Origin of the sequence: Brevibacillus laterosporus DSM 25 (genome assembly GCF_002706795.1) — a bacterium.
In the GTDB taxonomy this organism is placed as follows: Bacteria; Bacillota; Bacilli; order Brevibacillales; family Brevibacillaceae; genus Brevibacillus_B; species Brevibacillus_B laterosporus.
This window is the reverse complement of record NZ_CP017705.1, coordinates 2,067,112-2,093,492: the sequence shown is the minus strand read 5'-3', so window position 1 is coordinate 2,093,492 and position 26,381 is coordinate 2,067,112. Positions and strand designations below refer to the sequence as shown.

The 26,381-nt window shown below is 39.0% G+C and carries 23 protein-coding genes and 2 pseudogenes; 18 read left to right on the top strand and 7 right to left on the bottom strand.

Annotation, left to right across the window (positions count from 1 at the left end; all coding sequences use genetic code 11):
- Positions 1-150: 150 nt before the first annotated feature.
- The 3 genes from BrL25_RS09890 (at position 151) to BrL25_RS09880 (ending at position 4,632) form a co-directional block, all read left to right on the top strand.
- Entirely contained in the window at positions 151-1,179 is a 1,029-nt protein-coding gene (locus tag BrL25_RS09890) for an ABC transporter substrate-binding protein (protein WP_018671190.1), read from the top strand.
- Positions 1,176-3,257: a Fe(3+)-hydroxamate ABC transporter permease FhuB gene (fhuB, locus tag BrL25_RS09885; protein ID WP_081621598.1), complete on the top strand. Its 2,082-nt coding sequence runs from the start codon at positions 1,176-1,178 to the stop codon at positions 3,255-3,257. The genes BrL25_RS09890 and fhuB overlap by 4 nt, the downstream gene beginning before the upstream one ends.
- A gap of 553 nt (positions 3,258-3,810) precedes the next feature.
- Complete coding sequence (locus BrL25_RS09880; protein WP_018671187.1) at positions 3,811-4,632, top strand: hypothetical protein; 822 nt, start codon at positions 3,811-3,813, stop codon at positions 4,630-4,632.
- A 223-nt stretch (positions 4,633-4,855) separates the two neighbouring features.
- Here BrL25_RS09880 and BrL25_RS09875 read toward each other — a convergent pair whose 3' ends face one another.
- On the bottom strand, positions 4,856-5,434 hold the full coding sequence (locus BrL25_RS09875; RefSeq protein ID WP_018671186.1) for an NAD(P)H-dependent oxidoreductase: 579 nt from the start codon (positions 5,432-5,434) through the stop codon (positions 4,856-4,858).
- A 113-nt stretch (positions 5,435-5,547) separates the two neighbouring features.
- Positions 5,548-6,120, bottom strand: coding sequence for a TetR/AcrR family transcriptional regulator (locus tag BrL25_RS09870; RefSeq protein WP_018671185.1), 573 nt, complete (start codon positions 6,118-6,120; stop codon positions 5,548-5,550).
- A gap of 529 nt (positions 6,121-6,649) precedes the next feature.
- Here BrL25_RS09870 and BrL25_RS09865 point away from each other — a divergent pair.
- The 3 genes from BrL25_RS09865 (at position 6,650) to BrL25_RS09855 (ending at position 8,839) form a co-directional block, all read left to right on the top strand.
- On the top strand, positions 6,650-7,174 hold the full coding sequence (locus BrL25_RS09865) for a hypothetical protein (protein ID WP_018671184.1): 525 nt from the start codon (positions 6,650-6,652) through the stop codon (positions 7,172-7,174).
- A 106-nt stretch (positions 7,175-7,280) separates the two neighbouring features.
- Positions 7,281-7,961: a hypothetical protein gene (locus tag BrL25_RS09860; protein WP_018671183.1), complete on the top strand. Its 681-nt coding sequence runs from the start codon at positions 7,281-7,283 to the stop codon at positions 7,959-7,961.
- 149 nt (positions 7,962-8,110) lie between these two features.
- Positions 8,111-8,839 carry an AAA family ATPase gene (locus BrL25_RS09855; RefSeq protein WP_018671182.1) on the top strand — a complete coding sequence of 243 codons (729 nt, stop codon included), beginning with the start codon at positions 8,111-8,113 and terminating at the stop codon, positions 8,837-8,839.
- A gap of 102 nt (positions 8,840-8,941) precedes the next feature.
- Here the strand turns inward: BrL25_RS09855 and BrL25_RS09850 are convergent, their stop codons facing one another.
- Together BrL25_RS09850 and BrL25_RS09845 are read right to left on the bottom strand one after the other, a co-directional pair.
- Complete coding sequence (locus tag BrL25_RS09850) at positions 8,942-9,784, bottom strand: aldo/keto reductase (RefSeq protein ID WP_018671181.1); 843 nt, start codon at positions 9,782-9,784, stop codon at positions 8,942-8,944.
- Positions 9,785-9,922: 138 nt separating this feature from the next.
- The gene (locus tag BrL25_RS09845; protein WP_018671180.1) at positions 9,923-11,134 is read right to left on the bottom strand and encodes an MFS transporter; all 1,212 of its coding nucleotides are present in this window, start codon (positions 11,132-11,134) and stop codon (positions 9,923-9,925) included.
- Between the two features lie 178 nt (positions 11,135-11,312).
- Between BrL25_RS09845 and BrL25_RS09840 the strand changes: the two genes are divergently transcribed.
- From BrL25_RS09840 to BrL25_RS09830, 3 genes are all read left to right on the top strand, one after another.
- On the top strand, positions 11,313-11,687 hold the full coding sequence (locus BrL25_RS09840) for a winged helix-turn-helix transcriptional regulator (RefSeq protein WP_035312030.1): 375 nt from the start codon (positions 11,313-11,315) through the stop codon (positions 11,685-11,687).
- Positions 11,688-12,594: 907 nt separating this feature from the next.
- Entirely contained in the window at positions 12,595-13,656 is a 1,062-nt protein-coding gene (locus BrL25_RS09835) for a guanine permease (protein ID WP_018671177.1), read from the top strand.
- Between the two features lie 11 nt (positions 13,657-13,667).
- On the top strand, positions 13,668-14,219 hold the full coding sequence (locus BrL25_RS09830; protein ID WP_018671176.1) for a phosphoribosyltransferase family protein: 552 nt from the start codon (positions 13,668-13,670) through the stop codon (positions 14,217-14,219).
- 284 nt (positions 14,220-14,503) lie between these two features.
- On the opposite strand, the pseudogene BrL25_RS09825 reads toward BrL25_RS09830, so the two are convergent.
- A pseudogene (locus BrL25_RS09825) lies at positions 14,504-15,031 on the bottom strand (NAD(P)H-dependent oxidoreductase).
- 194 nt (positions 15,032-15,225) lie between these two features.
- Here BrL25_RS09825 and BrL25_RS09820 point away from each other — a divergent pair.
- Positions 15,226-15,576 (top strand): winged helix-turn-helix transcriptional regulator, encoded by a 351-nt coding sequence (locus tag BrL25_RS09820; RefSeq protein WP_018671173.1) that lies wholly within the window; start codon positions 15,226-15,228, stop codon positions 15,574-15,576.
- 401 nt (positions 15,577-15,977) lie between these two features.
- Entirely contained in the window at positions 15,978-17,192 is a 1,215-nt protein-coding gene (gene hmpA / locus BrL25_RS09815) for an NO-inducible flavohemoprotein (RefSeq protein ID WP_018671172.1), read from the top strand.
- A gap of 5 nt (positions 17,193-17,197) precedes the next feature.
- Here the strand turns inward: hmpA and BrL25_RS09810 are convergent, their stop codons facing one another.
- Together BrL25_RS09810 and BrL25_RS09805 are read right to left on the bottom strand one after the other, a co-directional pair.
- Positions 17,198-17,710: a Crp/Fnr family transcriptional regulator gene (locus tag BrL25_RS09810; RefSeq protein ID WP_018671171.1), complete on the bottom strand. Its 513-nt coding sequence runs from the start codon at positions 17,708-17,710 to the stop codon at positions 17,198-17,200.
- Positions 17,711-17,877: 167 nt separating this feature from the next.
- Positions 17,878-18,219 carry a DoxX family protein gene (locus tag BrL25_RS09805; RefSeq protein ID WP_018671170.1) on the bottom strand — a complete coding sequence of 114 codons (342 nt, stop codon included), beginning with the start codon at positions 18,217-18,219 and terminating at the stop codon, positions 17,878-17,880.
- A gap of 113 nt (positions 18,220-18,332) precedes the next feature.
- On the opposite strand from BrL25_RS09805, the pseudogene BrL25_RS26510 reads away from it, so the two are divergent.
- The 7 genes and pseudogenes from BrL25_RS26510 (at position 18,333) to BrL25_RS09775 (ending at position 26,371) form a co-directional block, all read left to right on the top strand.
- A pseudogene (locus BrL25_RS26510) lies at positions 18,333-19,051 on the top strand (Crp/Fnr family transcriptional regulator).
- 197 nt (positions 19,052-19,248) lie between these two features.
- Positions 19,249-20,544 (top strand): helix-turn-helix domain-containing protein, encoded by a 1,296-nt coding sequence (locus BrL25_RS09795; protein ID WP_026315119.1) that lies wholly within the window; start codon positions 19,249-19,251, stop codon positions 20,542-20,544.
- A gap of 16 nt (positions 20,545-20,560) precedes the next feature.
- Positions 20,561-20,695 (top strand): hypothetical protein, encoded by a 135-nt coding sequence (locus tag BrL25_RS26240; RefSeq protein ID WP_018671168.1) that lies wholly within the window; start codon positions 20,561-20,563, stop codon positions 20,693-20,695.
- A 164-nt stretch (positions 20,696-20,859) separates the two neighbouring features.
- Positions 20,860-21,684 carry a Cof-type HAD-IIB family hydrolase gene (locus BrL25_RS09790; RefSeq protein WP_018671167.1) on the top strand — a complete coding sequence of 275 codons (825 nt, stop codon included), beginning with the start codon at positions 20,860-20,862 and terminating at the stop codon, positions 21,682-21,684.
- 388 nt (positions 21,685-22,072) lie between these two features.
- Positions 22,073-22,642, top strand: a complete 570-nt coding sequence (locus BrL25_RS09785; RefSeq protein ID WP_018671166.1) for an RNA polymerase sigma factor — start codon at positions 22,073-22,075, stop codon at positions 22,640-22,642.
- The gene (locus tag BrL25_RS09780; protein WP_018671165.1) at positions 22,635-24,134 is read left to right on the top strand and encodes a DUF4179 domain-containing protein; all 1,500 of its coding nucleotides are present in this window, start codon (positions 22,635-22,637) and stop codon (positions 24,132-24,134) included. Before BrL25_RS09785 ends, BrL25_RS09780 begins: the two co-directional genes overlap by 8 nt.
- A 515-nt stretch (positions 24,135-24,649) precedes the next feature.
- Positions 24,650-26,371, top strand: coding sequence for a methyl-accepting chemotaxis protein (locus BrL25_RS09775; protein ID WP_018671164.1), 1,722 nt, complete (start codon positions 24,650-24,652; stop codon positions 26,369-26,371).
- Positions 26,372-26,381: the final 10 nt, after the last annotated feature.

Below are 26,381 nucleotides of genomic sequence, written 5' to 3'. Positions count from 1 at the left end.
CAATAAAGAAACAAAAAAACATATGCATATTCTAATATTGACACAGAAAATGATAATCATTATCATCTTTCTTTAGGAGGCATATCATCTGGTTCAACTATGCAATCATTTTGTGCTACATCATAGAACTAAAGTAGGGGGAATCATTCAATGCGTTTTGTTAAACTGCCAGTCTTTTTTGTCTTTCTGTCGTTGATGCTGGTACTTGCAGCATGCGGTAATTCAGGCACAGCCCCACAAACAGGGAGAACACAGACACAATCAGCTCCAACAGCCCAGTCAGAGTCTGACAAATCCGGAGAACAGCAAGAACGAACAGTGAAGCATGTAATGGGTGAGTCAAAGATCAAAGGGGTTCCTAAGCGTGTCGTTGCATTGGAATGGAGCAGTGCTGAGCATGTGCTGGCATTAGGTATGCAGCCTGTAGGGATTGCTGATATTAAGAATATGAAAAAGTGGGTCAAGCTCCCAGTGGAAATTGCACCAGATGTAGTGGATGTGGGAAGCCGTATTGCACCAAATCTGGAATCGATCATGCTGTTGAAGCCAGACCTAATCATCGGGATAAAACGTAATGTGGAAGCAAACTACGACGAGCTGAGCAAAATTGCTCCTACGATCGTGTATGATTCTAACCCGCTTGAGGGTCAAGGTGACCAATATTCCAGAATGATTGACACTTTTACAGAGATTGCCGATATTCTGGATAAAAAAGCAGAGGCAGATAACGTTTTGAAAAACCTCGACAAGACTTATGCAGAGGCAAAGGACAGAATTGTCAAAGCCGGCATGGACAAAATACCGTTCGTATTGGCAATGGGCTACAGTAATCAAAATGCGGTAGAATTCCGCCTATCTTCTGATAACTCTACAGCAGTAAAAATTCTGGAGCATATCGGTTTGAAAAATGCGTACAAGCCGAAGAAGTTTGAGCAAAATGGAATGACGACCACGGATGTGGAGGCGCTTCCACCGTTGCAGGATGCTAACTTCCTGCATATCATTCAGGATGATGATAATGTCATCAACAATCAATTGAAAAACAATCCTGTATGGAATGGGTTAACCTTTGTGAAAGAAAATCGCATCTATGCGTTGGGAGGAGACATGTGGCCTTACGGCGGGCCATTGTCCGCAGAAATCATGGCTAAAAAAGCGGCAGATCTACTAGCGAAATGAGCCTTGCCAAGCATGTATCGTCTGTCTCAACCGACATCCATCCTTCTTCTCAAAGAAAAGGCTGGAGGCCGTTTTGGATGCTATTGGGAGGGCTTGCCGTTTTAGTGGTCCTTACCTTTGTCAGTCTGACACAGGGCTTGGCTGATATTTCTCTTCACTCCGTAGTTCAGGCGATTATCTCTCCTCAGGATATCGCCGATCATCAGATGATTCGAGGGGTTAGACTGCCACGAACCGTAATGGGGCTTTTGTCTGGTGCGGCCTTGGCTGTAGCAGGAGCGGTGATGCAAACCGTGACGCGAAATCCGCTCGCCTCAGAGACGACTCTGGGAGTGAATGCGGGCGCATATCTCTTTGTGGTGTTCGGGATGGTCTTTTGGCCTTCGATCCTCCATCAGTTCCCGCTTCCTTTTGCAATGGCTGGAGGAATCCTTGCTGCGGTTGCCGTTTACTTCATGTCAGGCGGGCGAAAAGGAACTCCTGTACGAGTGGCTTTGTCTGGGATGATCATCACGTTGGTGTTCTCCTCACTTACAAGTGCCATCATTTTATTTAACGAAGAAACAACACAAGGAATTTTCCTCTGGGGATCAGGCTCACTGAAACAAAATGACTGGACAGGAGTTCAGTTTAGCTGGTCTTTGATCCTTGGGGGAATCGCAGTTGGTTGTCTGATGGCTCGCCAGCTAGACGTACTCAGCTTTCATGAGGAAACCTCGCGTTCGCTTGGACAAAAGGTAGGCAAGACTCGTCTGCTTGCTATGCTTCTGGCGATTATGATTACGTGTGTCAGTGTAAGTGTAGTAGGTCCAATCGGGTTCATTGGACTGGTCGCTCCCCATTTAGTACGGTTGTCAGGATTGAACCGCCACATTTGGTTGTTGCCGATCAGTGCGATCTGGGGTGCCGCCTTACTTGTTGCCTCTGACACGATTGCCCGCACGTTTGTAAATGCTTATGGGGAGCTTCCGGCAGGAGCCATCACTGCTGCTATCGGCGGTCCATGGTTGATTTGGCTGGCGTTACGCGTTTCCCGGAATTTGAGTGCAGGCTCCGCTTCGGGTACTTCGATGAGTGTAGGAGTCTGGCGTCGCCGAATTTCTTATCCACTACTGGTTCTTCTGCTTTGTGTCATGCTAGCTGTTGTCTGGATGATCAGCCTGTCGAGCGGAAACCTGTACATATCGTGGACAGAGATCGCTGCCATTTTCATGGGGCAAGGAAATGATTTGTACCGTCAATTGCTGTTTGATCTGCGAATGCCTAGGCTTTTAACGGCTATGTTGGCAGGAGTGGCATTAGCAATCAGCGGGAGTCTTATGCAAAGCGCGGTTCGAAATCCTTTGGCTGATCCGCAAATTGTTGGGGTTACCAGTGGGGCGGGGGTAGGCGCAATCCTCCTGTTACTTGTATTTCCACAGTTCTCGGGGTGGATGCCCCTAGGAGCTATGCTAGGGGGTATTATCTCAGCAGCTATTGTATACGCTGTTTCCTGGCGTCGAGGACTAAACCCAGTCATTTTGACTCTTGTGGGTATTGCGGTAGCAGCGGTGGGTTCTGCCTTTATCAATATTTTGATCGTGAAAGCCCAGCTTCTAGCAGCGCCAGCTCTTGCTTGGATGGCAGGGAGTACATATGGACGCGGTTGGACGGAAGTGAGCCGCTTGCTACCTACCATACTTCTCCTGACGCCAATTGCTTGGTGGTTGGGACGCAGAGTTGATCTCTTGTCCTTTAACGACGAGAGCTCGATGGGTTTGGGCTTACATGTACGTCTGACGAGGTTGATTGTAGCGGTCATCGCGGTTCTGCTTGCTTCATCTGCGGTTGCCAGTGTGGGAGCAGTTGGATTTATCGGCTTGCTTGCTCCTCATGCGGCACGAATGCTGGTCGGCTCCTATCATCGACGGATGGTTGTTATCTCTGCCCTGCTGGGAGCGGTACTTCTAGCATCTGCCGATCTAATCGGGCGAGTCATCCTCATTCCTAAGGATATTCCTTCAGGTATCGTTGTCGCTTTGCTAGGGGCACCTTACCTATTCCTGTTGATGATTCGATCGGCGCGTTCGGTCAAGTGAGTGGGCTCGACATTGGCCCTCCACCGACATCAAATATCGTAGATTTATAAATGGATAAGTAGACAAGCGGGATGAGTGTGATTCCGTTTGTCTACTTTTTTCATTTTGGAATTTTGGATGAAAGAGATAGGACATTTATTTATGATTCTCTTTTTTAACGATAAGGTCTTTCGGTATTTTATAGGTAGCTAGATAGTGGTTTTGATTGTCGTCTTTTATGTAAAAATGTTTATCTCTCATGCTACAGAAGCTTCCTTATTAGACCAGAAAAGAAGAGGCATCGACTTATTTTTTATACAAACACACAAACGTATGTACTGTAATGATAAGAGATACATTCCAAAACAGATGATTATTTCCGTTTCTTACAACCAAGCCTTACCTTCTTCGTCTATATCACATAACGTAAGTAAGATATTTTTTTCACAGTATGTTTGGATGCTCGTGTTTTGGGTTTGAGTACTTATGAAATAGGTAAAAAACAGAGCCTATCAAGCTATGGCATTTTCAAATTAAATATCTGCTACATGAGCAAAGGAGAGGAGAATAGTCTATGGATAAAAAAGCGAAACAGATCGTAATGAAGACCTTCTGGAACAGTACGGGCTGGATTGATAGAGAATCACGTAGCATCTCAGACGAAGATTTTGCCTATGCCAAGAGCAAGGGACTGATGTTTGAACCGCTCACGATCACCCATGATGAGTGCGTGCAGAGATTAATTGATTTGCATCAAATCGTAACAAAAGAACAGGTGGCAAAAGCATTCCTACATAGCTTGTCGACAAGAAAGCTACATCTTCGAAGTGCGCTTTCCAGCTGGATATTAACTCACCAGCTTCCACAGCATGCTTTTGAGAGCAACGCTGGAAAGTATGCAACTATAAACAATGGCAGTACCTATGCGATGTTTGGGGATTGCTATATCTGTGACGGTTATCATGTTGCCAGTCTGCAAGCTTACAAGAATGAAGACCTGAACGTGTTGAATTTTGAGAGAATCAAATGGGGCGGAATCCGGCTCAACCACATTGTATATAATCTGCTTGATTTGGAGCTATTGATCAAGGAAGAGGACATCGAGGTACAAGCAGAGGATGTCGAGATTTTTCGCAGGGTTATGGAGACGATTAGTAGCTGCGAGCCTACGGATGCAGCCCGTCAGCTGGAGAAACGGCTTAAGGGCGTGCTTCCTTCAAGTAAAAACGAACGGGATGCCTTGCTTGAAATTTTGGCAACAGTAGGAATACTAACCTCTAGCAAGGATCGACCGGGTCGAGGAGGAAAAAATGATTTTTTTGCCATTGTGAACTGGCGTGGTGAGGACGGATACTCCGCGCAGGCTGTAGACCATTATTTTAGCCATTGGTTGTAGCAAGAGGGAAATGTAAATAGAAAAGTGGCGGTCCCTTTCTGGTATATGCTGATATTTTTAACGGTAATCGGGATATATGGGTTCAGTGCGGCTCTAAGGATACGGACTACGGCTTCGCCTACCTTCGTTGTTACCTTCTGACGCTTTTCTATTTCTAAAACAGGCTGTGAATCAAATTGCTTTACGACTAATGCTTTTCCACCAATCCCTCTGACATGTACACCTACCTAAGCTGTTTACCCAGTTGGTTCACGGTCCTTAGCCACCGCTTTCTCTTTTCATCATCTGCCTTGCCAACCTGACTAAGGGTTGTTATTTTTATTGGACTAATACCGCAGAATTGCAAGGTAGACCTTTTCATCATCCGATGGCCCGGTTTTCCTTGAACAAGACTGTAGTACCAATAGGGGGAATCCATGGTGACGATCAGTCTTGCTGATCTTCCTTTCAATAATTGCTGAGGGAGGGATGAGCCTTTCTTATAGGAAAAAGCATAGCCTGGCATGAAAACGCGATCGAGAAAACCCTTAAGCAATGCAGGTGGAGCGCCCCACCAGATTGGATAGACGAACACCAGATGATCAGCCCAGCTAATTAATTGCTGAGCAAGGATTAGATCATCCTCCAATTGTGGTTTATTTTTATAGCCGCCAGCTAAGTTAGGATTAAAATCAAGATCAGCCAGACGTAAGCTTTTCACCTCAGCCCCTGTTGACACGGCACCTTTTTGATAAGCCTCCGCTAGTGCTTCCCCATAGCTTTCTTTCACGGGATTACCTTGAATAATGAGAATTTTTTTCATGAATGAGCCTCCTGTATAAGTTGAAATGGTTAGTGTTTACTAACTTTATGATAAAAAGGAAAAGGTCAATTTCGACCTAACCTGTTAAGAAACAATGACTGCATAGTATATTTCTATTGTAATAAAGCAAATAATCGCTTCTTAATTTGAGAAGCCAATGCTTCTAGCTGACTAGGGAGCTCCCCCTGAAAACTAGAGACTGCTAGGCCTGTAAAAGCACCAATAATCAAAACAGCGGAGAGTCTTGCGTCTTGCTCAGGAAGCTCATTGCTCTCGATTCCTTGAAGGATTAAATCAATCAAAGCATCTAGTGGCTGTCTCATGTTTTTCTGAGCAACCTGCTGATACACATCGTGATGTTGAGATAGCAATAGCAATCCGCAGTGATCCTCGTCGTGCATCTCTACTAGCTGATCGATTAAACAGTCAAATCTGTCATGAAACGTTCCAGACTGGCTTACATAAAAATCAATCATTTTGGTGTAACTATTGCAATACTGGGTAAATACCTCTGATGCTACCTCATTTTTGTTCTTAAAATGCTTGTAGATTGCGGCATCTGTGACACCCGCCGCGTCGCCAATCTCTTTGACCGAGATGCCATCGATCCCTTTTGTTGCAAATAGGCGCATAGCGGCTTGTAAAATATCTTTCTTTTTACTGTCAACGTGTGGTTTTTTCTTCATGATAATATGGTAAGTGAATGCTAACTTAATTGCAAGGGGAAATTGAAGTAGTTGGTTGTGACTTTAATTTAGGTAAGAAGTATTAAGAGAGTAGATGATACATTTTCAAATGGTCAACAATTGTTCAAATTATACTAATGAAATACAAAATTAATTGTATAAGTTTCTACAAATGTAATAAAAAGGTAATTTATGAAACAGCTAATATAGTAACAAGTGTACAGTAGAAAGGAGGGATTGTTATGCAATGTATTTTGTATAACAAATAAGGACGTTCTCAGGTGCTTGCCCGCTACGAGAACATCCTTATCTTTATACCATAAAAATTTTTACTTACGACTATTTTATCACTCTTGTATTGATAGAAAAAGGGGATGTCATTTAAACAATATTTTATAAAAGGCTCTCTCCTAGAAGAAAACCATAAAAATTAAATATATTGTTACTGAGATTGTTATAAGTAACGATGGATTAAACTGTACATTTTGAAATGAAGGGGATTAAAAACATTTTAGGAGGATTTACTTTTATGAAAAAGTACTTATTATTATCAATAGTATTAGCTGTCTTTACACTTGTAGTCCCTTTATATGCTTTTGCAAATGTCGATGACTATTTTGCTCCTAACGAGGAAATTAATAGGGATAATAAACAAATTAACGAACAAGAAGTACTTTTTTATAAAATGGAAGATCTTATAAAATCGGAAAATTCAATAGATTTAGAATCCTTAGGTGCTAAAGCAATAGGGGGAGGAATGATTACGTGTGAAGTTGAGGGGATGACTTCTTATTGCGATTGGAGAATTTTAGCTCCTGGGGTAAAGATCAAAAAATCAAATATTACAGTTAGATACAAAAGGGGTAATACTGGAGATGGCTCTATTTTGTTCAGGTATGACGTACCACTGACTAACTTTATCAATAATCAGTCGATAAAAACTCACACTTCAAAAGGTGACTATACTGCGACTCTAGGGGGCACATTTGAAGGACATGATGGTACTGATTATGCTGCTTCGGGGAGTAAGCCAGCTAAGTTCACCATTAAATAAGAATATTTTTCTTAAGATCATTCTAGACTTAAAACCACACCTTCAAATTTGAAGGTGTGGTTAGTTTAAGGACTATTTTATATAACCAATAAAAAGGAGGAAGAAAATGAAGTGGATTAAGAAAATAAGTAAAGAAGAGTATAATTTTCTATCTACAGTATACGTAACTTTAAATGATAATAATTTTAAAATAAAAAAAGTACTTCCATATGGAAATAGAGATAAGATGTCTTTACTTGCACAATTCTTTTTGCTACCTCTGGTTATTAATGATAATAATATGGTGCTACAGATTCCTGCTCATAAAATAAATCTTTACAATAAGGTTATGGAAGAAGTAGGAATTCATTTTGAGAAAGTGAGGTTTTTCTGTGCTAATGATGAGACAAGTAATTTGATTTTACAAGATTTGAATCAGTCATCAAAAGAACATGTGAAAGCTTTATATCATAGTCAACTTCTCCATCCTATACTTAATGATTTGTATGGAAGAGGAGAGGAAAAAGAAAACATAGTACTGAACGTTAGTGATCTTATTTATATGAGGGTTAACCTTGAAAAAATTAAAGAAGTTGAAATGGAATCTTTTGATGAAGTATGGGACTTTGTGTATGAGAGCTTTTATCCTTATAAAAGCATTTGCCTCGAGCCATGTAATTGGCAATTTACTGATAGATTAATGGATTCTATATCAATCAAATATTTTAGTAAAAAGGTTAAAGATATTATTTTAATGGTTGAATCAAATTCTCTTAAAGTAATGTATATTCAGCTCAATTTTAACTAGTATACACATTAAATATTCCTTCAAATTAAAACTTGTTACCCTTATAAGTTAACTTCTAGTGATTAATCATAGTATGGAAAGGCATATTTGAATCATTTATTTTGTAAATAATATTTTGGCATTTTACTGTAATACGGAGGTTCAAACACATGTATTTAAAAAAGCTGAAAGTATTAGAAGAAAGACTCCTTACTGAAGAATACCCCTTTAATATCCCTCTATTTAGACATCTAAAGCATATTGATTTTACTAGGAATGTTACGTTTTTCGTAGGGGAGAACGGGACTGGAAAGTCGACCTTATTAGAAGCAATAGCCTATAAAATAGGATTTAGTGAAACAGGCGGAAGTAGAAATAACATTTTGAATGAACCCGAGTCTTCACGATTAGGAGAACATCTACGTCTGTCTTGGTTTCCTAAAATTACAAATGGATTCTTTTTAAGAGCAGAAACCTTCTATAATTTCGCTACGTATATAGATGAGCTACAAATACAAAATCCTGAAATTGACGTTTATAAATCTTATGGGGGAAAATCGCTACACAAGCAATCCCACGGTGAATCTTTCATTTCATTACTTATGAATAGGTTCGGGAAAAAAGGGATTTACTTGCTTGACGAACCAGAGGCCGCTCTTTCTCCTTCTAAACAGATTAGTCTGTTAAAAATAATTAGTGACCTGGAAAGGGAAGGTAGCTCTCAATTTATTATTGCTACACATTCACCTATTTTACTTGGCTATCCCAATGCCACTCTATTCAGCTTTGATGGTGAAGCTATATCTGAAGTTGAATATGAGAATACAGACCACTATCAAATTACAAAGTATTTTCTAACTAATAAAGACAAGTTTCTTAAGCAGATATTGAAGAAGTAATATGGGTAATGTAAGTCTTATATCTTTTACAACCATTCGCCTAAACAAGTAAGCCGCCATTTCTCTCCCAAAAAAGAAATGGCGGCTTAGTACGGTCATGCCTTAAAAATCAAAGTTGTCCGGATCTGGACCGACTCGATGATTTTGATTCAAAGCATCAATGCGATCCATCTCTTCTTTTGTTAACTCGAAATCAAACACGGATGCATTTTCAACAATCCGATGCTCCTTTGTAGACTTTGGAATCGTGATAACACCATGCTGGAGATCCCAACGAAGAATGACTTGGGCAACTGTTTTGCCGTGCTTATCAGCAATTTCCTGTAATACAGGGTTATCCAACAATTGACCTTGCATTAATGGAGACCATGCTTCCATTTGAATATCATGCGCCCGGCAGAAAGTAATCAATTCCTTTTGCGTCAGGTATGGATGGAATTCCACTTGGTTTATCATTGGTTTTATTTCAGCTTCTTCCATCAAATCCTCAAGATGATGGATTTGGAAATTACTTACCCCGATTGCCTTTACACGTCCATCTTTATATAGCTTCTCTAGTGCTCTCCAAGCTTCCTTATACTTACCCTTCACAGGCCAATGAATGAGATACAAATCGAGGTACTCTAATCCGAGTTTATCTAGACTTGTTTCGAAAGCAGCGAGTGTGGCTTCGTATCCCAGATCGGCATTCCAAACCTTTGAAGTTACAAAGAGGTCTTCTCTAGGTAAGTTTGTTTCTTGAATGCCTTCGTGAATCGCCTGCCCTACACTGGTTTCATTTCCATAAATAGCAGCTGTATCGATACTGCGGTAACCATGCTTAATAGCTGATTTTACTGCTGATACCAACTCCGAACCTTCTTCTACTTTAAATACTCCGATTCCAAACCAAGGCATTTTAGTGCCGTTGTGTAGTGTTGTTGTAGCTTGTAAATTTTTTGCCATTATAATAGCCTCCTATATCATTTTTTACATATACTGTGCTGAAAAAACGCTGTACAAATGATCAATAACGGAGGCTCGGTAGCCAGTATCTAACGAGCCTCTGTCTTCTAAACAAGAACGATCATCTAAACATAGAGCTTACAAACGAGCTGGCTCATTTTTGTTGGTAGTCTTATCTTTTCTTTCTAGAGCACGAGCCAAACCTGTTAAGATAACCGCTCCCAAAACCATCAAGGCTCCTACCCAGGCTGTATGAATCAGTCCGAGTTTATCAGTAACGATTCCACCCAAGTATGCTCCGATTGCGATACCTGCGTTGAAAGCTGCGATATTCATAGCGGAAGCTACATCTACCGCTTTCGGTGCATAACGTTCAGCCAACATGACCACGTAGACCTGTAATCCGGGCACGTTCATAAAAGCTAATAAGCCCATGAAGAAGATGGTTACTAGACCGGCAGCTTTAAACGGAGCGGTGAACGTTAAGATGAAGAGTACAATGAATTGTATAGTAAACATATAGAATAAGGCGGAAATAGGGTTGCGGTTGGCTGCTTTTCCACCAATGACGTTTCCAATCGCAATAGCAATTCCATATCCAAGAAGAATGATGGCAACGGTCGTTTCCTTAAATCCAGTAATATCGTGAAGTAAAGGGGATAAATAAGTAAAGACAACAAATGTGCCCCCATAGCCAATAGCAGTAATGATGAACGCAAGGAGCAATCTCCCATTAGTAACCAGTTTAAGCTGTTCTCGCAGTGGTGTTTTGGTTCCTTTACGCAGATCGGAAGGAATTAAAATCATATTGGCTATGAAAGCTAGGATGCCAATTACGACGATTCCAATAAAAGCAGCACGCCATCCTAATTGCTGTCCAATAAATGTACCCAAGGGAACCCCAGTAACAGTCGCCACTGTAAGTCCGGAAAACATAACGGCGATAGCACTAGCCCTGCGGTTTTCTGGTACCAGATCAGCGGCGATCGTGGAACCAATTGACATAAATACACCATGTGAAAATGCGGAGATGATTCGCGCTATCAGCAATATGACAATCCCATTTGCAGTGGCGGCAAGAGTATTTCCTATAATAAAAACCAGCATAATCCAAAATAATAATGATTTGCGTGGGATGCTAGAGGTTAGGGACGTTAAAATCGGAGCCCCAAAAGTTACCCCTAGCGCATATAAAGTAACGGTTAATGCTGATGTTGAAACGGATATATTTAAGTCATCAGCGATAAGCGGAAGTAGTCCCACACTGATGAATTCTGTTGTTCCAATTGCAAATGCACTTATCGCTAACGCAAGGAGCGCCAACGTGCTTTTCTTTCGATCTAATAACATTCGCTCCACTCCTACAGTATGGTATTACCGGCCGGTAGATGCTATTATGATTTATTATAATAAAAAAGAATAGTACGCACTAAAAAGTAATATATGAACCAGAAAGTAATATACTTACTAAAAAGTAATATAGGTACTAAAAAGTTCCCATATCCATGTTTAGGAGGGATAAGCTGTGATTAAGAAAAAATATAATATTTCCGTTGAAGCGACCCTAGAAGTCATCGGCGGTAAATGGAAATGTGTGATTCTCTGCCATTTAACTCATGGGAAAAAACGCACAAGTGACTTAAAACGTATTATGCCAAGCATTACACAAAAAATGTTAACGCAACAGCTTAGAGAATTAGAACAGGACGGCATTGTAAATCGGATTATCTATAATCAGGTTCCTCCAAAGGTGGAGTATGAGCTAAGTGAGTACGGGTGGAGCTTAAAGCCGATATTGGATTCCTTATGTACATGGGGAGAGAAGCATATTGTTAAGGAATACGGAGATAAATTCGCTGTATTGGAAGATAACATATTAAATAATAGGGATAAAGACATGTAAGGCATTACCTAAATAAAGATACTCTAAAAGCCTACGAAGGAATTACTCGTAGGCTTTTTCCTAACCCCTGATTATTCTTAAGTCCCCGTTTCGCTTCTGAACGGTTAGAGGTCGAAAACCCACTTATTCCACCTTCACATGAATCCAAATTTTAAAAAGGTTGTCTTTTGTCTAGTACATGTCGTGAACTGCAACATAGAATATAGCAAGTCAGACGATGGAGGTGAGACACATGAGCAAATTCCATCATAAAAAGAAGCATGTAAAGAAGAATGTAAAGAAGAAGGTAGTATTGGTCTGTAAATGCTGGGTCAAGAAAAAAAGAAAAAAACCTGTTAGAAAGCCACATCATCCTTGCAAACATTAGTATGTAAGGGCAACAGCACAACGTGGTTTTGGGTGTAAAATGTGATAGGGTATATTGCACACTTCCAAATAAAAATCATGTGTAAAACAGCGTCTCACGTGTCAAATTACTGATTGATGACAGTATGAGCAAGGTGTTTACCTTGACTATGAGAGTTGAGGTAAACACCGTAACAAAGTCTATTCCGTAATTATAGATATCTAACCAATTGAAAAGCCTGTGATTTCCTAAAATAGATGGGGATCATGGGCTTTTAGTTTTGATAACTAGTGTATGGAATAGCCAGTTATAAATCTGGATATTTTTTATGAAAAAAGTGATTATATGTACCTTAAAATATACGAAATGTACCCACTTTCAACTAAGAATCAAACCAATAAATTCTAGTTTTACCTTTAAAATACGAATGATATAACCTTTTGTTTTTATAAAATACATAAAAACACGAACGATTTAAAGTTATAATTTGAAATAGATCGGATTCTGTGATATTTTACAGTTGTGAAAATTATTTAATATGACAGAAGGAGAAATTCAGAAATGGAATGGAAAGATATTATCGCGGCATTCAGCGTTGTACTTAACGGATTGCCACAGGGTCTACTTGCACTATCTCTGGGTTTTGCTTCCGTACCTACAGCCTTAGCGTTCTTAATTGGTGCTACTGGAAATGCCATTACTGGCTCTGTAGCCGTTGTATCTTATCAAGTGGAGACGATTGCATTAGCTGGAACGCTGGGAAAAACGATGAGGGACAGGCTATCCATGATTTTTGTCGGGGGAGCAATTATGGCCACGATCGGTCTATTTGGTTTCTTAGAGAAAATCGTTCACTTCATTGGACCTGTCATTACAAGTGGAATGATGGCTGGCGTTGGAATCATGCTGGCACGAGTTTCTTGGGATATGGCGCGCAATAATATGCCTGTTGGGGTCGTTTCGATGAGTACAGGATTACTCACCTATTTTGTAACAAGAGACCTAGTTTATACCGTTACCATTTCCGTTCTTATTTCTAGTCTCATTTCTCTACTTCTTACAAAAGGTACTACTATTAAACCACTAGAAAATGATCGTTTTGCTTTTCAGAAACTATCGTTTTCCGCGAGTATTTTACGAGGCGCTATGGCGATGGTTTGTCTCAATATTGGCGCAAATATTGCTTTTGGCCAAATTAATGGTGAAATTGCCAAGTCGGATGTGAACATCGACACGCTTAGCGTGATTAGCAGTGTTGCTGATATGGTGTCAGCCCTTTTTGGTGGTGCCCCAGTTGAAGCGATTATTTCTGCTACAGCAGGTGCTCCGCATCCTGTTGCCTCAGGTGTCTTGATGATGCTAGTAATGGCAGCCATTCTTCTAGCTGGCTTGTTGCCAAAAATCGGTCGTTATATTCCTAGTGAATCTATCTCTGGATTTCTGTTTGTTTTAGGTGCAATTGTAACTGTACCTACCAATGCTATTTCCGCATTGACTGGTGGCGAAGCTTCTTCTAGCTTGGTGGGTGGTGTAACTATGGTAGTTACTGCAATTTCCGATCCATTCTTTGGGATGATAGCAGGCTTACTTATGAGAGCATTAATCAGCTTATTTGGGATGTAGGAGGGAGTATAATGGAAAAGACTTATACGCTAAAGGTCGCAGGAATCACTCGGCATTTACCAATTATTCCGATTACAGAAAAACTCAATATTGCTAGCTTTGTCATTCTAGGGGATACAGAGCTGGTAACCGCGGCAGCACCACTTCTCGCAGCAAAGCTACCTGAAGTTGATGTGATAATTACCGCAGAAGCTAAGGGGATTCCCCTCGTTCATGAGGTTTCACGCGTACTTCAGATGAAGAAGTATTATGTTGCTCGTAAAAGCACAAAGCCTTATATGCAAACACCATTAATTAATGAAGTGGAATCAATCACTACTCAGAAAAAACAGGTTCTCTGCCTTGATGGTGCAGACGCCAGTGAGATTGCAGGTAAACGTGTTGCCATCATTGATGATGTAATTAGTACCGGTAAGTCTTTGCAGGCTATTGAGGATTTGGTCATTCAAGCTGGTGGCATTGTGGTGGCTAGGGCGGCTATTCTTGCTGAGGGCGAAGCAGCCAAGCGAAGTGACATTTTATTTTTACAAGAACTTCCGTTGTTTCCTAATAAGATAGAGTAGGTAGTAGAAAATATCAATTGCATAGCGTGAGCAGGATGTTGTTTACAACGACAAGACGAAACAAATATTTGCTTTTAACCATGCTATGAAGGTGACACAAACAGAAGTTGGCAAAGGAGATGTGCTGGAGGCCTGCATCATTGGTTATAAAGATGGAAAGCTAGTGAAGGTGAGCGACATAAAGAAATAGATAATAAAAACAGCCTATTTATTCCCCAAAAAAGGTGAAGTAGGCTGTTTTTGTGTCATATGATTTGAAGTAATAAAAATAGCAAACGTAGTAATTAAGATTTCAAGATATGTGTCACATAATCTATAGCGCTTTGTTCTACTTCTCCATCTGTAAGGTGATGTTCAGCACCATAAATAGAAAATATAGGTATAAATTTCATGCCTGTATAAATGCAGGTTGCCTGAAAAGGTCTTGTCAGTTCACTCAAAGTGAATTGATTGGCTCCTCCAGCCTGATAATCAGCTTGAAGCACACCAGTTGAGATAGCGAGACCTAATTCCTTACCTTGTAGCTTATCTCCTAGAGAACCATATGCTCATCCATGGGTAAAAACATCGTCAAGCCATTTTTTGAGTAATGGGGGTGAACTATACCAATAGAAAGGGAATTGGAAAATAACACGTTCATGCTCCATCACTAGTTTTTGCTCGTGTTCAATTTGAAATGTCCAGTCAGGATAGGTTGAATATAATTGGTGGACGGTAATGATATCTGAATGTTTTGTTAATTCCTGCACCCATCTTTTATTGATGCGAGAATCTTCAATACTGGGGTGTGCGACAATCACAAGAGTTTTCATGAGTTTATTTCTCTCCTCGAAAAAGGTGTTTAGCAGAATACAGGAATGGCCATTCCGTAGCTTTATTTCTAATGCTAGTATGTAATATATGTCACAAATTAGAAAGAACGTACTTAAAAGTGCTGTAGATACTTTAATGTAATATAGGAACTTTTTTGTATGTAAGTACCTTAAAGTAACTATGGGGGCGTATCATGAAGAAATATAATTTTCCTGTTGAAGCGACGCTTGATGTTATCGGAGGAAAGTGGAAGGTTGTTATCTTGTGCATCCTTACTGGAGAGAAAAAGAGAACCAGCGAGCTTAAACGCGCAATACCTGATATTACACAGAAAATGCTCACACAGCAGTTGCGTGAGCTTGAAAGAGATGGGATTATTATTCGAACCGTATACAATCAAGTTCCACCAAAGGTCGAGTATTCCCTGAGTGGTTATGGGAAAACACTTACCAAAGTTCTTGATTTTATGTGTGATTGGGGAGGAAGTCATATTGAAAAGAGGCAACAGGAGGGGGAATCAATTATTATTACCCGTAAAAATTAGCAATATGAAAATGGTTGTAAGATAAAACATAGTTATGAAATCAAAAGATTCTTATGATTTCATTTTTTTCTCATGTCGTTATCCAGTTCATGAACAAAGCATTGAAAAATAGTCATGAGGATATCCTATTACAACCAATACGCCGAAGCATCCAGCCTTATGTCTGTAATCCATTGGGTGAAAACAAACTATACTATTCCGCCATTGAGAGCATAGCTAACCAAGGAAGTTATTAACCCAAAATTCATTCTACTTCAATGGATATTTGTATATACGAGGTTACTAGAAGAAACTATCTTCGCAAATCTGTGCCTTTTACAGTGATCTTAATCACATAGGGTGACATTTCTCACTCTATATACTGAGGTCATACCACGCAAAACGAAAGTGAGGTAATGAAGATGCTAAGTGAAAAAACGATTAAAATCATTAAATCTACGGTACCCGTATTAGAAAAACACGGAATCGATATTACAAAACGATTTTATCAATTATTGTTTACAAAACATCCAGAGCTGTTAAACATTTTCAATCATGCCAATCAGAAGCAAGGGAGACAACAGACTGCATTAGCCAATGCAGTGTATGCTGCGGCCCAATATATAGACAAATTAGAAACGATTATTCCTGTTGTAAAGCAGATTGGTCATAAGCATCGTAGTCTTGGAATTAAAGCAGAGCACTACCCAATTGTTGGAGAAAATCTGCTTGCTGCGATTAAGGATGTACTCGGCGATCTGGCTACAGACGAGATTTTGCAAGCATGGGCAGAGGCTTATGGTGTAATTGCAGATGCTTTTATCGGTGTAGAAGCTGAATTCTATAAGCAAGCAGAGCAACAACAAGGTGGCTGGGAAGGATTTAGAGCATTTAAAGTGGACAGAAAGGTAAAAGAGAGCGACGTCATTACTTCCTTTTATCTTGTTCCTCAGGATGGAGAAGCGATCGCTTTATTTGAACCAGGCCAGTACGTTAGTGTGAAAGTGGACATTCCTGGTGAAGAGAACACCCATATTCGTCAATATAGCTTATCTGATGCTCCAGGAAAGCCTTATTATCGAATCTCTGTTAAAAGAGAGGATGGCAAGCAGGATCAGCCTGCCGGTAAGGTATCTGTCTATCTACATGAACAGGTCGAGCAAGGGGATGTGTTATTGCTTTCGGCACCGGCAGGGGATTTTGTTTTGGATCAAAAAGACGATCGTCCTGTCGTCCTCATAAGTGGAGGGGTTGGATTAACGCCTTTAGTTAGTATGCTTAACACACTTGTAGAGACGAATCCTAACCGCCAAGTAACCTTCATTCATGCGGCTCAAAACGGGCAGGTTCACGCAATGAGAGAACATGTGGAGGAACTTGCTCGCCAGCACTCGCAATTATCTGTTCATTGGTGTTATGACAATCCGACTGACCTTGACAGAGCAACAAAGGCTTTTCATAAAGAAGGCTATGTAGATCTATCTACATTAGAGCAAATGGTTCCATCTAAAGATGCCAGCTTCTATTTCTGTGGTCCGACCCCCTTCATGAAGGCTTTGAACCAGACACTGAAGGAATACCAAATTGCTGAAGAAGACATTCATTTTGAGTTTTTTGGCCCTGCTGATAGCTTGTAGGACTATCAATCGGGTTTAGAGGTAGATTGAGCTCGTAACAATCTATTTACAGTCTCACGGCGAAGTCCGATAAATTGCCCGATTTCATCCTGTGTTAGCACATCCGTCAAAGTGGTGGGAGCAATATAGAATTCAAACCAGGCTTGAAGCTTTCGTAACTTATCTGCGGCCGATACTTCCGTTAATTGATCGATCCGATGCTGCATCATGCGGAGCTTTTCCTGAAGCTGTAAGGCAATCGTCCGGCATCTGTCTGGATTGTTTTGCAGCTCCTGATACCACTCCCGTGCATTGAGAACCTCGATCTCACAAGTTACAAGTGCGACAGCGGTTCCAAAATAGGGATTCGGACTAATGAGAGAATGGTGTGGGATGATTTCATTAGGCACGATGATATTAACCAGAGTCGTCGTTCCATCCTCGTGAATTCTAATAATTTTCAGTAGGCCGCTTTTCAGATGGTACAGCGGGCCCGTTTCTCCTTGGCGAAACAGAGTTTCACCCCTATGTAATCTCATAGTAACCTCCATAAGAATAAAGCGAAAGTCGGAACCCTCTGACTTTCGCTTTACTGTTTATTAATAGAGATTATAACAGGATTAGCAGATATATGAAAAATGGATGTGACGAAAAATGTGTTTAACCTTCAATTTTTCATTGCAATACGTTAAGTAAAGCTAATTTTTTACCCGGAAACCACTAAGATACATAAGATAAGTACAATAACAGCTCGAAGTGACGTGATTGGCTTATGCTTCGCCCTAATGATATGGGCGTACAAGGCGGCAATCATAATCACAATAAAAATAGAAGCCGAAAACTTCAAAGCAGCAGGTATCCAAAAGGAGGCGATTACTCCAATGAAACCGATTAATTCGCAAGTGGCTGTGACGTACATGAGCCACATTGGATAACCATAGTCATTCCAATGCTGAACCATTGTTTTTGAACTTGAAAATTTGTTGAAAATTGAAATGGAAAACAAACCAATACATACAATTTGGAAAAGTAAAATAGTGAAATGCATGATGGTGCCCTCCTCTGATAAGATAAGATGAGATGTCATTGTAGGAGAGTATACCCGGGTTTTGATTAAAAAGATGTAGTGTAGACTACATTTACAAATTATGGGGTGGTTGTATGGAAAAGATAAAATATTTATCAAGAATACAATTATTTAGTGAGCTTGAGGTAGAGGAATTAGAAAAAATTGAACCTGTTGCGCCGATTACGATTATGAAAAAAGGAACGCTGATTACAGCTCCACATCACACTCAAAAATTCTTATATCTAATCAAATCGGGAAAGGTTCGCTTATATCAGATAACGTCAGAAGGAAGTGAGCTGACTCTTGATGTATTAGGTGTTGGGCATATATTCGGGGAGGTTGGTACGTTTACAACAGGGTCTGAAAATCTGTATGCACAGACATGGGAGGATTCTCTGATCTGTACGATCGATAAAACTGAGTTCGAAAAATTTCTGCAAAAGAAGCCTGATATTGCGTTAAGTTTATTGAAATTCTGTCTAAACGTTTACAGGAGGTAGAGGAGCTACTTGAATACATGGCATATGGAAGTGTTCGAAAACGGCTTCTATTTTTATTACATAAACTATCGGATAAATTCGGAGTTAAAATATCTATGGAAGAGAGCTTGTATCATGAAGAAGGCTGGATTCAGCTTGATATAGCTGTTACGCATCAAGAATTAGCAACAATGATGGGCAGTATTCGTGAGACAGTGACGGGATTATTACAAGATTTCACAGCAGAAGGTATTATTCGTAAAGAAGGCCATCGTAAACCTTTCCAAATCCATTACTCCCGATTAAAACAAGCATTAGCAGAAGCAAGATAAAGGTAAATAACTAAATAAAGGGTGATTTTCCTTTAATTTTCATTAATAAATTACTTATTTAACAATAATTTCACTACTAATCTTTATTTATATTTACAATAATATACAATTAAACTAGAATTATAGAGGAGTAATTGAATGGAAGAGGATACCATTGGCGAATATTGTCCTGAGAAATTATGTCCTAAGGTGGGAATATGATGGAAGGAAATGGAGCAGTACTTTACTCCTCTCTAGGTGAATTAATAAAAAATAAAAGACAACAAGCAAATTTGAGTTTATCAGAATTGGGAAGGCTATCAGGTGTCAGTAAGGGCGTGCTCTCCAAAATCGAATCATGTGAAACCAAGAGACCAGAGCTACGAACCATAAAGGCAATTACAACTGTATTAGTATTGCCATATGAAGAGATTATCGAGAATTATATAGAAATACAGCAACGCGTGGAAATTTTATATGAGCTTCTTTTAGAGATGATTGAACTATCTAATACAACGTTAATTAGTAAGGTTGCTCAAAAAATTCTTGAAAATCCCCAAGAAGATACATATACAGCTTTAGAGCGTCTTTATGATCTATGCAATAGCATTACTAGCGATGAGATTAGACTTATTCTATATAGCGCTATCATTAAGTATGCTAGAGTACATGGAATACCAAATTATATAGCCAAACCGTCCTTACAAAAATACCTAATAGAGAGACAAGATTTCAAGAATTTAGAGGAGTCATTTAAAATTGGAGAAGAAATCAGTCATTATGCAGATTTTTTGTCTGAGGAAGAAAAAATCACTTTCTATTTTAGAATGGGTCTTCATGCATTTGCGATCAAAAAATATCAGCAATGTATTGAATTAACAAAAATGGGGCTTTTACGAGATCACACAATAAACGAGTTAAAAGTTAGAGCCTACCTAGCTATGATTAATGCCCTCCTATTATCAGGTAATTATGAGGAAGTAGAAAAGCATCTTTCTATCTATAAAACTTTTAATTTCCATTTTGTCCATGAATCAGCAATGTTAACTGGTGCAATCGTAAAGGCAAAGAAGAAGGACTATGAAGTAGCCATTCCATTATTACTAGATTGCTTACAAAATACGAGTGAGGATTCAAGAATTCATGCAGTAAATGAGCTAATTGAATTATATTTGCAAATGGAAAAGTTTGATTCCATTGCAGAATTAATTGCCCAAGAAGATAATTTTTTGAAGGTTGAATCGAAAACACCTTATAAATATTATTCAATGGGATTATATTATCAATATAAAGGAAACTATCAAATTGTAATCAAATCATATGAAGAAGGATTGGATAGTTATCTTGCAAGTATGGAAATATACGGAAAAATAAATGCTTATCAAGAAATTAATGAATGTATGAAAAGTATTCTCTCTTTTTATTTCTCTATCAATAAATCTATAGATTTACAAATGGTGCAGAAGCTTCAAGACGTATATAATAGGATTATACAGAATAAAGATATTAATTAGCGTAGGAGGGATTGAGATGAAAAAGGCAATTATAACGATCTTCATGACTTTAGCAATGGTAATTTCTATAGGTTCTATTGATTCTTTCTCTCATGTCGCAGAAGCTAGTAAACCCCATGTTATTCAGTATGTATATGATCCAGGATTCTAATTTCATTTTTTTAGAACGCTCCTAGGAGCGTTCTTTTTTATGAAAAAATATTGGTGGTCTATGAAACCAAAGTCATCCATCTAACTTTTTTTACACATAAATTACAATATCGATGATATGATTATAGTGATTTATACAACTAGATTAGATTGGATGGTTTTGTCATGCAAAATTATAGAATGATTGTCCTCGATTTAGACGATACATTGCTTCAAGATGATCACACCATTTCAACACGTACAAAAAGTGCACTAATGAAGGCACAAGAAGCTGGAGTAAAAGTAGTTCTCGCATCTGGTCGTCCCACTTATGCAATGACGCATATTGCTGAAGAATTGGAGCTAGAAAAATACGGTAGCTTTATTTTATCCTTCAATGGTGCAAAAATTATAAATTGGAAAACAAAAGAAGAATTATTTAGTAGCACCCTACCAGTAGAAACTGTACATGAGCTATACGATATCAGTAAAAAAGAACAAGTTGGGATTCTCTCATATGACGGGGATGATATCGTAGCTGAAACTGTTACTGCTTATACCAAAAAAGAATCTGAAATTACGGGAATGAATATTAAAGAGGTAGAAAGCTTTACCCAAGCGATTACACGACCAGTAGTAAAAGTACTAATGGTAGACGATCCTACTAAACTAGCAATTGTGGAAAAGAAACTGCAAAAACAGCTAGAGGGTCAATTGAGTGTGATGCGGTCGAAGCCGTTTTTTTTGGAGTTCACAGAAGCGGGTGTAGATAAAGGAACCAGCCTACATCAGCTTATTAATAAATTAGGGATTGAACAAGCAGAGGTTATTGCGATCGGTGATAGCTATAATGATCTTGCTATGATTACCTTTGCAGGGCTTGGTGTCGCCATGGGCAATGCACCAGATGACATTAAGGAAGCAGCTAATTATGTGACAGATACAAATATGAATCATGGTGTGGCAAAGGTTGTTGAAACCTTTATTCTAAATAAAATGTTACAAGCATAGAAAACGGTATGAATCATTTTCATGCTTATAAAAAAGAAGCGCCAAAGAACAACCTCGTTCCTTTGACGCTTCTTTTTGTTGGTAACGTTTCTGACAAAGGTTATTTTTTGAGTAGTGTTTATAGTGAAGCAATAGTAACCAAAGATTTTTTCAAGTAAAGCGCTTGTTTTCTGACGAAACAACGGCTATAACGGAAATCTCAGAACTATGACGATTTGCCTAAGTGTCCGAATCATCAATTACTTCATTAGAAAAGAATACATAGATTGCATCAATGGCCCAAGTACTGGTTTACCAAGTGAGGGAAAAAATTTTTTTCTCTTCCGATGAACCAAAGTACGAGAACTGGTGAATAAGGAGTGAAAGGGAAAACGAGGAGGTTTTTTACGTGGAGGAAAATCATCATTTTCCAATAGCTAGAGGAGGAGGGTCAGTTGGTTTTGAAGCACTTGTTCAGCCTCACTTAACTACGGCATTTCGAGTCGCTTTTTTGATCGTCCATGATTACCATTTAGCTCAGGATGCCGTTCAAGAAGCACTGTGGGAGGCGTATCAATCACTTTATCGATATGATGAACGAAAAGGGACATCGTTTCGAGCTTGGTTTATGAAAATTGTGACACATCGGGCACTTAATCTGGTGCGTAGAAAGAAAAAAACGGAGGAATACGCAGACTCCATTGATCCTGACCAAAACCCATTGGAGAGCATTCTTCAAAAGGAGAAAGAGCAACAGATTTGGCGAGCGATCCAGACGATGACGCCGAAGCATCGCTCTGCAGTTGTTCTTTATTATTACGAAGAGTTTAGTATAGCTGAAATTGCAAAAATCCTTGGTGTGTTTGAGGGAACGGTAAAGTCAAGGCTGCATAAGGCCAGAAAGCTAATCGCAGAAAAAATACAAGCTGAAAAAGAAACACAGGTAATTAACGAGATGGGAGTGATCATGCATGACTAATCTTGACAAACAGATTACACAAACTCTAAAAAAGGTAGCTGGAGAATTGGATCAGCCTACTTTTGTGATGCCTGACCAAGCGGTAACCTATAAAAGAAAAAGGTCACGTCTACTAGGTACTTTGGTATTTCCAGTCTCAATTAGCTGCGCTCTGCTTTTAACGGTATCGGTCGGTTCATATGTATCACCTACCTTTGCTGCCTATGTAAAATCGTTATTTGAAGGCAGTTCTGATAAAGAGTTGCAATATGCAGCACAGGAGGGCTTTTCACAGAAGGTAAATGCCTCTGTTACGGATCAGGGATATACTCTTGAAATAAAGGAGATATTGGCTGACCCAATGAGAATTGTGGCCGTATATTCGATCAAGGATCAGCAGAATAACTTTATTCATCCGGATAAGCTTGATATAAGTAAAGTAGAGGTAACAGATTTGAAAGGGAATGTAATTAAAGAAACTAGAATGTTTGGGATGAGTCGTAACGATGAGAAATATGGATATCTCACTCTAAAAAACCCAGGGGAAACAAAAGAACAGAAGCTTTTATTACAGTTCCAGGGAGATCAGATCGACTCTGTTAAGGGGAATTGGTCCTTAAAGATTCCTTTTGATTTAGAAAAATCAATTACGGCTTCAAAGGTGCTACCAATGAATGGGTCGTATACCACACCACAGGGGCTGCAAATCAATTTGAACAGCATTATGTATTCACCGACTGCTGCGCGTGTCGAATATGAAACGAAATGGACGGAAGAGGCAAAGAAAAGATTAGTACAGGAAAGCAAACAAGTGAAAGGAAAAATAGCTTCAGCTGCCCCTTATGTTCGCTATGATGATTATAAGTTGAATTTTCATGTTGAAAATGAAAAGGGGGAGAAAGTAAAAGATTTAACCAGAGCGCTTGATATTCCACGCAAGGCAGTGGATGAATACGGTCATTCTATCCGGAAGTATGGATTTGCTCCTCTGTCTCCTGATCATCAATATACACTAGTATTGGATTCCTTAGTAAAAACAGAACCATATAAGCTGGACATATCATTTGAGCCAAAGCAGCTTGCTGATAAACCTGTAAGAGTAGATAAGGATGGCAAAACGATTGAGATTAAGTCAGTAACCTTTGACGAACCTTTAAATGAAGCATCTCCAAAGGATGAGAAGCATGCTACTATTACACTAGATATTTATGCAAAGGATGTAACATATATTAATATAGCAGATACGATTTTCGTGGATGATGATACAGATAAAATTATTAATCGCTTTGGATGGACGATAAAAGATGAAAAGGGCAAAATATATAAGGATACAGGTGGAGATTTTAAAATGATAGGAAAGGACGAACAAGGCAGAAACCACATCCGAATGAAATTGCAAAGTTATGAAATGAAAGAACTTCCGCAAAAGATCAGCCTTACTTCCGAACTGGCAAAAAAGAGCTATGACCTGGATTGGAGAGTACCATTGCCAATGCCAAAAGAAGATAAATGAGAAATGATGGTTGCGAGGAAAATAGTTGGGGTAAGGAAAATAATACTGAAATACGTATAAGTAAGAAAATGGACAGGAAAAATTCCCTGTCCATTTTTTGTGTGATGTTTTAGATTGAATATTTGTATAAGAGGGAATGGAAATTACTACCTCACTCCATAAAAATGACAGCACGTAGGCCTAGTAGCAAAAAAGCTATTAGGCTATAAATGTATATGCACATAGTAAGTCTCAAGAGTTACATAATTGTTGGATAGAATAAATTTTTACTATAAAAAGTTCGATAATAAAAGAGAAGGGCTGGGTATACAAATACCTAAGAAAGGAGATTCATTTTTGTTTGGGTAAAGTAAAATCATATAGTTATAATTTTTACTATTTGGATAAAAATTATAAATATCGACATTATTTTATTTTATTCGACAAAATTCATCACTTTTTTTAAATTAAGTATCGTTTTTACATTGGTGCATTATATAATTAAATTAGAAAATTCTACTAGTAAGGAGAACTCCATGCGAATATTTCAAAACTTGAAAATAAGAACGAAATTATTACTCATTATTTTAACGTCTATCTTATCTTTCGTAGCTTTATCGTCATTAGGGTACAGTGGATTAAAAAAGGGGGATGAAGCGGCTTTAGGCATGTATGAAGACTGTTTGCTTCCGATTCAGTGGTTAGGAGATTTAGAATCGAATTTCTTTAGGGTTCATATGAATGTTGTGGAATATATGATTACCACTGATGAAAAAAGGAACAACGAGATTGATAAAATCATCAAGGAATTACGCGTAGAGAATGATGATTTAATCAAAAAATTGGAAAGCACCCGTATTCCAGTGGAAGAAAAAGAATTGTACGAAGGATTTAGCGCTAGTTTTGACAAGCTACGTGATCTTACAAGCAAAGCGATCTTATTGGCTAGTCAAAATAAAAACGCAGAAGCGTATGCGTATTATTTGTCTGAGCTTCAACCTTCTAGAACAGAAGCAATTGTTTCCCTTGACAAATTGCTTACCTACCTACAAGAAAAAGCAGATAAGATCCAAACTGAAAATTATAAGGAAGCCAATTTTACGGTCATCATGTTTGCTATTGTAGCCTTACTAGTTGTTATCTTTATTAGTATTATAGGCTACATTATCAGCAAATCAATAAAGCATCCTATCGATCTACTAGAAGCAGATATGAAGCAAGTAACCCAAGGAGATCTTACCATTCGCACCTCCTACGAATCAAAAGATGAGATGGGAAGTATCGTATCCTCTTTCAATAACATGTTAGAGAACCTTCAGCAGTTGATGGGAAAAGTCCAAGCAACAACAAATACGGTAATGACTTCAACAGACAATATGCTACATGAAACACAAAATGTTTCTGCTATTTCTAGTAACGCTGTAGTAACCATTGATGAAGTGAATCAACAAGTGCAGAGACAAATGTTTAGTATACAGGAAAGTGCTAAGGCTATGGATGAAATGTCAACTGGAGTACAGAGGGTTGCCGAATCTTCGTCTACTGTTGCTGAATTAGCGATAACTACAGTGGAACAGGCAAAAGAGGGCAGTCAGGTAGTGGAACAATTCATTACACAAATGGATACGATTCATAATTCTGTAGAGGAAACATCGGCTGTTATAAGCCGTTTGCTGACTAATACACAGCAAATTGATAAAGCTTTGTTGTCCATCACTGATATTGCTGAACAGACCAATCTATTGGCGCTAAATGCGGCGATTGAGGCGGCACGTGCTGGTGAATTTGGAAGGGGCTTCTCTGTAGTTGCAGATGAGGTGAGAAAACTGGCGGAGGAATCAAAACAATCGGCAAGTGAAATCAATCATTTAATCACCTTTATCCAGCAGGATTCGAAAGATGCCGTTCATGTAATGGAGAAGGGGCAGCAAGAGGCAAAACAAGGAATCATTACGGCCAATGAAGCAGGCAAAGCCTTCTCTACTATTGTGGAAGAAATAAATGAGATTACGTATCAGATTCAAGAAGTATCTGCAACAACTGAGGAAATGTCAGCAGGTACAGAAGAAATAAATGCATCGTTAGCGGAAATATCATCTACTTCTACCCAAGTAGCTGGGTCTACCAATGAAACTGTACAATCTATTCAAGCTCAGTCAGCTTCTACAAATGAAATGGCTAATCATTCTATGAGAATGAATGAGACAGTCAAGGAACTAGAGAAGCTACTAGCTCAGTTTAAGATTAAAAACTCATAACTCCTTTTAT